The 12087-nt window shown below is 22.5% G+C and carries 10 protein-coding genes and 1 tRNA gene; 1 reads left to right on the forward strand and 10 read right to left on the reverse strand.

Annotation, left to right across the window (positions count from 1 at the left end; genetic code table 11):
• Positions 1-181 precede the first annotated feature (181 nt).
• From rpsO to greA, 10 genes are all read right to left on the reverse strand, one after another.
• Entirely contained in the window at positions 182-448 is a 267-nt protein-coding gene (gene rpsO, locus AB4W51_RS01635; protein WP_367676404.1) for a 30S ribosomal protein S15, read from the reverse strand.
• 70 nt (positions 449-518) lie between these two features.
• Positions 519-1454 carry a tRNA pseudouridine(55) synthase TruB gene (gene truB, locus AB4W51_RS01640; protein WP_367676405.1) on the reverse strand — a complete coding sequence of 312 codons (936 nt, stop codon included), beginning with the start codon at positions 1452-1454 and terminating at the stop codon, positions 519-521.
• A gap of 27 nt (positions 1455-1481) precedes the next feature.
• Positions 1482-1853 (reverse strand): 30S ribosome-binding factor RbfA, encoded by a 372-nt coding sequence (gene rbfA, locus AB4W51_RS01645; protein WP_367676406.1) that lies wholly within the window; start codon positions 1851-1853, stop codon positions 1482-1484.
• A gap of 57 nt (positions 1854-1910) precedes the next feature.
• Positions 1911-4523 carry a translation initiation factor IF-2 gene (gene infB / locus AB4W51_RS01650; protein ID WP_367676825.1) on the reverse strand — a complete coding sequence of 871 codons (2613 nt, stop codon included), beginning with the start codon at positions 4521-4523 and terminating at the stop codon, positions 1911-1913.
• 20 nt (positions 4524-4543) lie between these two features.
• On the reverse strand, positions 4544-6031 hold the full coding sequence (nusA, locus tag AB4W51_RS01655; protein ID WP_367676407.1) for a transcription termination factor NusA: 1488 nt from the start codon (positions 6029-6031) through the stop codon (positions 4544-4546).
• Positions 6032-6664: 633 nt separating this feature from the next.
• A tRNA-Leu gene (locus tag AB4W51_RS01660) sits at positions 6665-6751 on the reverse strand.
• Between the two features lie 98 nt (positions 6752-6849).
• Positions 6850-7125 (reverse strand): preprotein translocase subunit SecG, encoded by a 276-nt coding sequence (secG, locus tag AB4W51_RS01665; protein WP_367676826.1) that lies wholly within the window; start codon positions 7123-7125, stop codon positions 6850-6852.
• Between the two features lie 211 nt (positions 7126-7336).
• Complete coding sequence (gene ftsH, locus AB4W51_RS01670) at positions 7337-9181, reverse strand: ATP-dependent zinc metalloprotease FtsH (protein WP_367676408.1); 1845 nt, start codon at positions 9179-9181, stop codon at positions 7337-7339.
• Between the two features lie 50 nt (positions 9182-9231).
• Positions 9232-9861 carry an RlmE family RNA methyltransferase gene (locus AB4W51_RS01675; protein WP_367676827.1) on the reverse strand — a complete coding sequence of 210 codons (630 nt, stop codon included), beginning with the start codon at positions 9859-9861 and terminating at the stop codon, positions 9232-9234.
• A gap of 273 nt (positions 9862-10134) precedes the next feature.
• On the reverse strand, positions 10135-10614 hold the full coding sequence (greA, locus tag AB4W51_RS01680) for a transcription elongation factor GreA (RefSeq protein ID WP_367676409.1): 480 nt from the start codon (positions 10612-10614) through the stop codon (positions 10135-10137).
• Between the two features lie 626 nt (positions 10615-11240).
• Between greA and AB4W51_RS01685 the strand changes: the two genes are divergently transcribed.
• On the forward strand, positions 11241-11498 hold the full coding sequence (locus tag AB4W51_RS01685; protein ID WP_367676410.1) for a BolA family protein: 258 nt from the start codon (positions 11241-11243) through the stop codon (positions 11496-11498).
• The last annotated feature ends 589 nt before the right edge of the window (positions 11499-12087 follow it).

Raw genomic sequence — 12087 nt, forward strand, 5'->3', positions numbered from 1 at the left:
ATATATTATAATTTTATTATAGTAATATAATAAAGATAAAACATTCTGTATATTTTTATTAATATTTTTACGTATAATATAATTTTTTAAAAAAACACAAATTAAATTTATATTATGATGAATATACAAAATATTAATTAAATTAATTAAATTAAATAAAAATCATACAAGATAAATAATTTTATCTTCTTAAATTTAAATTTTTAATCAGTTTTTGATATCTTGAAAGACTATTTATTTTCAAATAATCTAGTAATTTTCTACGTTTAGATACCATTTTTAACAAACCTCTTCGACTACAATGATCTTTCTTATGACTAATAAAATGTTTTTGTAAATAATTGATTTGAAAAGTTAACAACGAAATTTGTACTTCAGATAATCCTGTATCTTTTTCATTTTTCCCATAAATTGCTATTAATTCTTTTTTTTTCAATGCTAATAACATATAAATCCTCATGTTTATATTTCAAATACAAAAATAAAAAATACAATTTTAATAAATATTATTAATACTATTACTGTGAAATTAATCGTATTGGAGTTAAAACACCATATTTATTAATTTTACCGATACCAATGAATAATTTAGATAAATTATTCATTATTCTCACAATTTTATTTGGACTTACAGGTATACTATTTAATTGTATAGATTGTCCACTGATTAATATTTTTGATTCAAAATCAGTTAATTTGATTTTAGAAAAACAAGAAACAGGGCTATCAATAGGATGTAATAAATTCAATTTACTTAAATACTGTGGAAACAGGAAATAATTTTGATTAAATTTTTTTTTTATATCAATCAGTTTATTAAATGTCACTAAATTATGCATTTTATATAAACCTACTTGCAAACGACGTAAAAAAACTACATGTGCTCCACAACCTAACTGTTCTCCTAAATCATCAATTAAAGTACGAATGTACGTACCTTTAGAACAATATACTTCTAATTTTATAAATTTTTTATGATATATAATACAGTTTAACTCATAGATCGTAATTTTTCTAGTATCTCTATCAATAGTAATGCCTTTTCTAGCATATTTATATAATGACAAACCCTGATATTTTATCGCAGAATACATCGAAGGTTTTTGTGTAATATGTCCTAAAAATTTTTTTAAAGTATTATTTAGTTTTTCTTTGGTAATATATACTGGACTAATTTTTATAATTTCCCCTTCTGCATCAGAAGTTGTAGTTTTTATACCTAATTGAGCAATAACAATATATCTTTTTTTAGCATTCAGTAAATATTTTGAAAATTTAGTAGATTCACCAAAACAAATAGGAAGCATTCCTGTAGCTAAGGGATCTAATGAACCAGTATGACCTGCTTTTTTTGCTCGAAAAATTTTTTTTACTTGCTGTAATAAATAATTAGAAGAAATTCCTTTAGATTTATCTATTAAAAGAACACCATTGACATTATATGAACATTTCATAGATATAAATTTTAATTCCTATATTTTTTAATGTTTTGAATTATTTTCACAAATATTTAATGTAGTATTAATAATTTTTGTCATCTTAATTCCTTTTAACAAAGAATCGTCATAAATAAAAATTAATGATGGAATTATACGACAAAAGATTTTTTGACTTAACTTTTTTCTAATATAACCAATTGCATGATTTAATATTTTTAATATTTTTTTTAATTGACTATCTTTTAACAAACTAAAAAATATTTTTGCATGAGATAAATCTTTAGAAACTACTACATGTAAAATAGAAACATTTAAATGAATTCTTGGATCATTAAGATCATATTGTAATATATTAGCAACAGATTTTTTTATTTCTTGACCTATTCGAATTGTTCTATAATTTATTTTGTCCAAATTTTTATATCCTGAAATATTTTAAAATTCTTAATTAAATCTCATAATGAAAAAAAATTAAATATTACGTATTATTGAAACAGTTTTGAAAACTTCTATTATATCATGTACATGAATATCATTATAATTTTTTACTCCTATTCCACACTCCATGCCATTTCTAACTTCATTTACATCTTCTTTAAATCTCCTTAATGATTCTAATTCTCCTTCATAAATTACTATATTATTTCTTAATACTCTAATTGGTTTACTTTTTTTAATAATTCCTTCTATAACCATACATCCCGCTATATGACCAAATTTAGGTGATTTAAAAATGTTTCTTACTTCAGCTAAACCTATAATTTCTTGTTTATATTTTGGGGATAACATACCTAACATAGAGGCTTTGACTTCATCAATGAGATTATAGATAACAGAATAATAACGTAAATCTATGTTATCTAATTCAATAATACGACGAGCAGAATTATCTGCACGAACATTAAAACCCACAATAATCGCATTAGAAGCTGATGCTAAAGATGCATCTGTTTCTGTAATTCCACCAACACCAGAACCAATTATTTTTATTACAACTTCATGATTAGAAATATTGATTAATGCATCTGAAATAGCCTCTAGAGAACCTTGGACATCTGTTTTTAAAATAATATTCAATTCAATATTATTTTTTCCATTTACATTTTGAAACATATTTTCAAGAGTTGTTTTTTTCTGAAGAGACAATTTTGTAATTCTAAATTGATCTTTACGATACATAGCTACTTCCCTTGCTTTTTTTTCATTTCTTACTACAGTGATTAAATCTCCAGCTGAAGGAACACCAGACAAACCTAATATTGCAACAGGTATTGATGGTCCAGCTTGTTGAATATCTTGACCTAATTCGTTTAATAATCCTCTTACACGACCATATTCAAAACCACATAATACAATATCACCTTTATTTAAAACACCTTCTTTTACTAATACTGTTGCTACAGGACCACGTCCTTTATCTAAATAAGATTCGATAACTACTCCTATAGCCATACCATTCGAAACAGAACGTAATTCTAATAATTCTGATTGTAATAAAATAGCACTTAATAAATCTTGTATTCCTTCTCCAGTTTTTGCCGAAACATTTACAAATATATTTTCCCCACCCCAGCTTTCTGGAACAATACCATGTTTTGTTAATTGATTTTTTATCTCTTCTGGATTTGATTCATTTTTATCAATTTTATTAATGGCAACTAAAACTGGTACTTTTGCTGCTTTAGCATGTTGAATCGCTTCTATAGTTTGTGGTTTAACACCATCATCAGCAGCAACAACTAAAACAACTAAATCAGTTGCATGAACTCCTCTGGCTCTCATAGAAGTAAAAGCAGAATGACCAGGAGTATCAAGAAAAGTAATTATTCCACTTTCTGTTTTAACATGGTATGCACCTATATGTTGTGTAATACCGCCAGATTCTTTTTTAGCTATATTAGTAGAACGAATATAATCTAATAAAGAAGTCTTACCATGGTCTACATGCCCCATGACAGTCACAATAGGCGCTCTATTAAATTGACTAGTAATACCTTTATCACGATCTTTTAATAAAGATTTTTCTAATTCATTATTAAATTGTAAAATAACTTTATGACCCATTTCTTCAGCTATCAATTGTGCTATATCTTGATCTAAAATTTTATCACCAGTAACTTTTATATTTTCTATTAAAAAAATTTTTTTTATTACTGCAGAAGTTTTTACAGACATTTTTTTTGCTAATTCTGAAACTGTAATAGTTTCTCTGATAAAAATATCCCGATTAATTATTTTTAATGGTTTTTGAAAACTTTGTTGTAATGATAAATAGTTTTTATTTTTATTTTTATTATTATGTTTAATAATTATATTTTTATTTTCTTTATCTATTTTATTCGAGAAATGATTATTATTTTTTTTCTTTGGAATATAATTCTTATGATTTTTAATACGATCACGATGAATTTTTTCTGTTTTTAAATTCTTATTATCTTCTATAGAATGATTATTAAAAAATTTTCTTGATAACAATTCTGTCTTTTCATTATTTTTTATTACCCAATTTTTTAATTTATCATTTAATTTGGTTCTTTTTTCAATTAATGTACGAGAAGATGACTCAGTTTTGTTTTTTCTATCTTTCATTTTATATTCTTTAGTCAAACTATTAGTGGCTATATGACTGGATTGATTTTTGATTAATGGCGTAGTAATTAATTTTCTTTTACTCATAGTTTTACTATTATTTTTTTTTTGTACAATATTAGGAGATATTAAAATATGAGCAGATATTTTTTTTTCTTTATTATTCAATATTTTTCTAGTATGATTAACAGGTATATTTTCTTCTATATTTTGCTTGAAATAGATATGTTTTTTACGTACTTCCACTTGAATTAATTTATTTTTACCATTAGCTGTAGAAAAATTTAAAGTACTATGTTTTTTACGTTGTAAAATAAATGTGTTTTCATTATTCTCTTTTTTAATATTTAAATGATTTAATAACATTTTTTTTTCATTGTAGTCTAAATAATCAAATTTTGTTTTTACTATACCAATCTCAGCTAATTTATTAATTAATTGATCTATAGAAATATTTATTTCTTTTGATAATAATTTTAAATTAATATGATCTATCATAAAATTGCTTCCTATTATTACAACTTACTACTAAACCAACAGATATTTCTAGCTGCCATGATTAATTTCCCAGCTTTGATAACATCTAATTCTTTAATATCAGTTAAATCATCAACACCTTGATCTGCTAAGTTCTCTAAAGTACATATTTTTTTTTTAGACAATTCAATAGCTAAAGTTTGAGTCATACCGTTTAAACGTAATAAATCATCATCAATAAGATATTTTTTAATATAATTATCTTTTTCTAATTCAATAATTTTTAAAGAATTTTTGGCATTATAACGAATTTTTTTAACTATATTTATATCTAAATCTGCTATATTTAATAATTCATTTAATGAAATATAAACTAATTCTTCTAATTTAGTAAATCCTTCATTAATTAAAATTTGAGCTATTTTATCATCAATATTTAAATATTTTTTAAATAAATTGAAAGAATCACAAGATTCTTTTTTGTGTTTAATAGTTAATTCTTCTATAGTCATAACATTTAATTCCCAACCTGTTAGTTGAGATGCTAAACGAACATTTTGTCCATTTCTTCCAATTGCTTGTGCTAAATTATTATTTTCTACTGCAATATCCATAGTATGTGAATCTTCATCAACAATAATAGAAGAAACTTCTGCAGGAGACATAGCATTGATCACAAATTGTGGATAATTATCATCCCATAATACAATGTCAATTCTTTCCCCACATAATTCACTTGAAACTGCTTGTACTCTTGCTCCTCTCATACCTACACAGGCCCCAACAGGATCAATTCTTTTATCATTAGTTTTAACAGCAATTTTAGCACGAGAACCAGGATCTCTTGCAGTTGCTTTGATTTCAATAACTTCTTCTCCTATTTCTGGAACTTCAATTCTAAATAATTCTATTAACATCTCATCTTTAGATCTACTAACAAATAGTTGTGATCCTTTAGATTCTGGATGTACAGCATATAATACTCCACGAACACGATCTCCTGGTCTAAAATTTTCTCTAGGTAACATATCTTCACGCATGATTAATGCTTCTGCATTATTACCTAAATCTAAAATAATATTATCTCGATTAATTTTTTTTACTATGCCTGTAACAATTTCACCAGAATGGTTACGAAATTGTTCAACGATCATAGCACGTTCAGCTTCTCGAACTTTTTGTACAATAACTTGTTTAGCTGTTTGAGTAGTAATTCTATCAAATGTAACTGATTGAATTTCGTCTTCAATATAATCATTAATTTTTTTTGTTTCATCTTCAAAACAAGCAGCAGCTAAAGTGATTTCTTTTGTTGGTTGAGTAACTTCATGAACTACAATCCAACGTCTAAATGTTTTAAAACTTCCTGTTTTTCGATCAATGCTAACTCTAATATCCACATCTTGATCATGTTTTTTCTTTGTTGCAGTTGCTAATGCAATTTCTAAAGCTTCAAAGATTTTTTCTCGAGGTAAAGATTTTTCATTAGATACAGCTTCTGCAACAGCTAAGATTTCTTTATTCATCTTAGTTAACCTTAGTTATTTTTAAAATAAACTGTGTGTTAAAATATATTAATATTATGATTAATAACAATTAAAATATTAATATTTTAATTGTTATTAATATTATACTATTTATTTGAAAACTATAATTTATATTGTAATAAAAATGATTATTTTAAAAATTTTTAACTGTATAATAAGACATATTAATATCTCTATTACTTATATTTATTAAATTAATAATAATTTAATAATTTTATTAAAAAAAATAATATAATTTGATAAAAAATTTTCTTAATAAATCAAAACCATTGTAAAATATAAATTTCATTTCATTAGTGATTTTTAATATATATAAATTATATTAAAAATATATAATCAATTATTATTAAATACAGGATATTTTTCAATATATTTAATAATAAAAAACCCCGATTAAATTCGGGGATTAAAAATCTGATACCCTAAATAAAAAATTTATAAAAATATTAATTAAAACAATAATTTTTAAAAATCAAAACAAAAATATTATTATCTTAATTTGAAATAAAAATTAAAATTTTATTTTTGAAAATTATTATAACGCATTTAAATATCATATTTAATTTAATTTGATATATATTATTTTTCTATTTTTTATTTAGTATTACTTCCTACCGAAGACGGGACTTGAACCCGTACGCCTCATTACAGGCACTACTACCTCAAAGTAGCGTGTCTACCAATTTTCACCACTTCGGCATTAATTATTCTAGTTATATTACTAAATATCTAATATTAAATAAAAATTATACTATGACATATTATTGAGGTATATCTAAAATTTAATTTTATAGATATTAACTGATCATCATAGAATCTACTATCTCTTTTTTTTGATTATTTGACATCAAATCTTTAGTTTCTTCAATAATAGTAATTTTACATAACATTAATGCAGTTAAAAAAAATATAATTGCTAAAAAACTAGTTATAATAATCAAAAAGTTATTTTTTTTATATGGATTTAATAATTTGTTCATAGTATTTAATTCTGTAGAAGTAACATTTATTTTTTTTTCTGATTGAAAAATAATTATAGTAATTAAAAAAAATGAAACAAAAATAAAAATTATAAAAAAAAATCATACATATATATTGTATCCTTATATTTATTAATAAAATTTTTATTAAATCATTTTAAAAAATATAAAAATTATAAAATTTTTATATTTTTTAAAAAATTAAATTATTAAAAATTAAGATATTCAATATCCAATTAAAATAACTAATAATTATTATTTATATTAATTAATAATAGTTATTATATTACTTTAATAAATATATTTAAGAAATATTATTATTTATGTTTTTTTCTGAAAAAAATTCTGGTGATCTAACTGGCTTTCGATTCATTAAATCACTAATTTGATCAGCATTAATAGTTTCATATTTCATTAATGCTTCTTTCATTGCATGTAATATATCTATATTATCATTTAATATTTTTTTCGAGCGATTATAATTCTTTTCGATTAATATTTTTATTTCTTCATCTATAATTCTTGCTGTTTCATTAGATATATGTTTAGATTTAACTACAGTTTTTCCTAAAAAAATTTCTCCTTCTTCTTCTGAATATAATAAAGGACCTAATTTTTCTGAAAACCCCCACTGAGTGATCATTTTTCTAGCTAAATTTGTAGCAATTTTGATATCATTAGAAGAACCTGTTGAAATCTTATCCACTCCATAAATAATCTCTTCCGCTAAACGACCACCATACAAAGTAGATATTTGACTTTCTAGTTTTTCTCGACTTATACTAAAAACATCTTCTTTAGGAAGAAAAAAAGTAATACCTAATGCTTGTCCTCTAGGTATAATCGTTACTTTATGAGCAGGATCATGACCAGGAACTAATTGCCCAATAATAACATGACCTGATTCATGATATGCAGTAGATTCTTTTTGCATATCGGTCATTACCATTGATTTCCTTTCAGATCCCATAATTATTTTATCTTTGGCTTTTTCTAATTCTAACATAGATACAACTAAATGGTTAGATCGAGCTGCAAATAATGCTGCTTCATTAACCAAATTAGCCAAATCTGCACCAGAAAAACCTGGAGTTCCCCTTGCAATAATCATAGGAACTACATTTTTAGCTAAAGGTATTTTTTTCATATGTACTTTGAGAATTTGTTCTCTACCTCTTAAATCAGGTAGAGCAACAATCACCTGACGATCAAAACGTCCTGGTCTTAATAACGCAGGATCTAAAACATCTGGACGATTAGTAGCAGCAATTAAAATAATACCTTCATTTCCTTCAAATCCATCCATTTCCACTAACATTTGATTTAAAGTTTGTTCTCTCTCATCATGTCCTCCTCCTAAGCCTGTACCTCTTTGTCGACCAACTGCGTCTATTTCATCAATAAATATTATACAAGGAGCAGATTTTCTAGAATGTTCAAACATATCACGTACTCTAGAAGCTCCAACACCAACAAACATTTCTACAAATTCTGAACCAGAAATAGTAAAAAATGGTACTTTTGCTTCACCAGCAATGGCTTTAGCCAATAAAGTTTTACCAGTTCCTGGTGGTCCTACCATTAATATACCTTTTGGAATTTTTCCACCTAATTTCTGAAATCTAGATGGTTCCTTAAGATATTCTACTAATTCTTTTACTTCTTCTTTAGCTTCATCACAACCTGCAACATCTGAAAAAGTAGTTTTAATTTTATTATCTTCTAACATTCTTGCTTTACTTTTTCCAAAAGACATTGCACCCTTACCACCACCAAATTGTATTTGTCTCATAAAAAAAACCCATACACCAATTAATAATAATGTAGGAAACCAAGATACAAAAATAGATGTAATTAAACTTGGTGGTTCAGGAAAATCACCTATGACTTTAACATGTCTAATTAAAAGATTATCAAGTAATTTAGGATCACTAATAGGAATTAAAGTTATATATTTACTACTATCTTTTTTAGTAACACTAATCTCATGACCATTTATACGTGCTTCACTAACCTGATCTTGGTTTACTTCCGATAAAAAAGTTGAATAATCTACTTTACGGTAGTTGTCATTATTAACACTTAAATTATGAAAGATAGATATCAAAACTACTGCAATAACAAACCAAAGAACTAGGTTTTTAACCATGTCATTCAATGGATTAACCTCACTTTTTTGTTAATAAAAAAAATAAGTAATTAATTTTTTAGCCCTATTGCTAAAATAAAAACTTCACGAGAACGTCCTCTTGAAGAATCTGGTTTACAAATTTTTACTTTTAAAAATAATGAACAAATTCTTTTTAAAAATGTTTCAAAACCAGTACCTTGAAATAATTTCAATAAAAGAATTCCATTTTTAACTAATAAATTTTTAGAAATAAATAAAGCTAATTCACCTAAAGCAATAATTTTTGGTAAATCTATCAATGAACATCCACTAGTATTAGGAGCCATATCAGACATAATTACATTGATTGTTTTAGTTCTACAAAGATTCAAGACCTTATGTAATATAATATTATTATTTAAATCACCTTGAATAAAAATTACATTATTAATGTATTTCATAGGTAAAATATCACAAGCTATAATTTGACCCTGTCTACCTATTTTGTTAACTGAATACTCTGACCAACTTCCTGGTGAAGATCCTAAATCCAGTACATTCATTCCTAATTTAAAAATTTTGTATTTGTTATTAATTTGTTCCAATTTAAACCATGCTCGAGAACATAATTTTCTTTTTTTTGATTCTTTTACATATTTATCTCTAAAATGTTCATGTAACCACTGATGAGAACTTTTTGAACGATTTTTAATAATCATAAAATATTTATCACCAAACATTAAATAAATCTCTTTGTAATTCAACTATAATTGTAATATTTCTATCAATAAAAAAATTAATTTTTTATATTTTAAATATTACAATTTTATAAATTAAAAATATTTTATTTATGCATCATACATAAAAAATTAAAAATAAATTCTATATTTAAAAAGTATTTCGGATCAAGAAAAATATATTATTGATTTAATAAAATAATAAAAACATAATCAATCGCATAAATATTAATATTAAATTAAAATATTATTTTTTTAAATATGTTCTATTTTAATAATTTTATAATTTACATTACCTCCAGGAGTTAAAATATGTGCAATTTCGTTCAATGATTTTCCAATCAGACCTCGAGCAATTGGAGAATTAATAGAAATAAATTGTTTTTTGAAATCTGACTCATCATTACCTACAATACAATAAGTAAATTTTTTTTTTGTTTCTAAATTCAGAATGGTTACTGTCACTCCAAAAATTACTTTTCCAGTATTAGGAATTTTACTAATATCTATTATTTGTGAATGAAATAATTTATTTTCAATATCTTTGATTCTTCCTTCACAAAAACTTTGTTCTTCTCTAGCAATATGATATTCAGAATTTTCCTTTAAATCACCATGTTCCCTAGCTTCTGAAATTGCAGAAATAATTTTTGGACGTGTAATATTTTTTAAATATGAAAGTTCATTTTGAAGTTTTTCTGCTCCCTGTACCGTCATTGGAAACCGTTTGACCATACTTTACACCTCATACATTAAAAATTAAATCATTTATTATTATCATATTTATTTATTATATTTATTATAAATTATCAATTAATATTTTAAATTTAAAATAATTGAATAAAATAAATAACTTTCAAAAAATAATATATTTCTATAAAAATAAAAATATATTATTATAAAATAACAAAAATAAATAATATATTACTATACATATAGTAATGAATTATTATACTATAATCAAAATAAAAATATCAAAAATCAATTAATTTTAATTAGTATATATTTATAAATTATGATATATAAAATATATTCAAATAAATTAAAAAAAAAATCAATACATAATATTATTATAATTTTTTATTAAATTAAAAATCATCTGAAATAAATATTCAATAATTTTTAATATACTATATTTTTAAAAAAATATTTTATAATAATTGTATGCTTTGAAAACTGATTTTAAAATAAAAATATTATTAAAAATAATTTATTATATTTACAAAAATTATAAATTAATTGTATTAACGGTATATTTTAAATTCATCAATAATAACTTTTAATATAAAAAATATTATTAAATAATATTTTTATATATTAATATAACAATTAAAAATATTTTGAGTAAATCAATTAAAATTATGGACATACAAAAAATTAAATCTATATTAATGAAATCCATATCATCATTAGAAAATGTATATATCAAAGGTGATAATAATCATATTGAAATTATAGCCATTGGAAAAATATTTTTAGGAATGAAACATGTTAAACAACAACAAACTATTTATATTCCATTAATGCAATATTTTACAAATCAAATTATTCATTCCGTATCCATTAAAACTTTTACACCACAAGAATGGAATCAAGAAAAAAATAATCATACATTATAAAAAAATATTTTTTTTATTGAATAACTATCAAAAAATATAATTTAAAATTATATTACAAATATTTAATAAACATGAAATAACTTTTACAACAATAATAATTGTTTAAAAATCTTTCATTAAAAATTAATTAATCTTAAAATATTTTATCAAATAATAAAAAAATAAATATCTTCACAATAAATTAATAAAATTAAATATTAAATAAATATATAAATGCACTATATTTATTAAATTAAAATTATAATATATAAAAATATATCAAAAATATTAAAATATAATTTTAATTAAAAATAATAAATTTTTAAAAATCATAATTTAAAAATATTTTTTAAAAAATAAATCTTGTTATATATAAAAATTTGATTTTATTTATTATATATAACCAATATACTATATCCGAAAAGAAATAAATTTTAAAAAACAATCAAAAATAATAACAAACATAATTAATTATCATATGATATATAATTAAAAAACTATTTAATATAAATATATAATATAATAATAAATTAAAATCAAAAATAAAATTAACAAAAAAAATATCAATTCTATAATAAAAATATAATCAAAATATTGCTTTTGAATAATA

This window comes from Buchnera aphidicola (Eriosoma grossulariae) (genome assembly GCF_964059045.1).
Classification (GTDB): domain Bacteria; phylum Pseudomonadota; class Gammaproteobacteria; order Enterobacterales; family Enterobacteriaceae; genus Buchnera_D; species Buchnera_D aphidicola_A.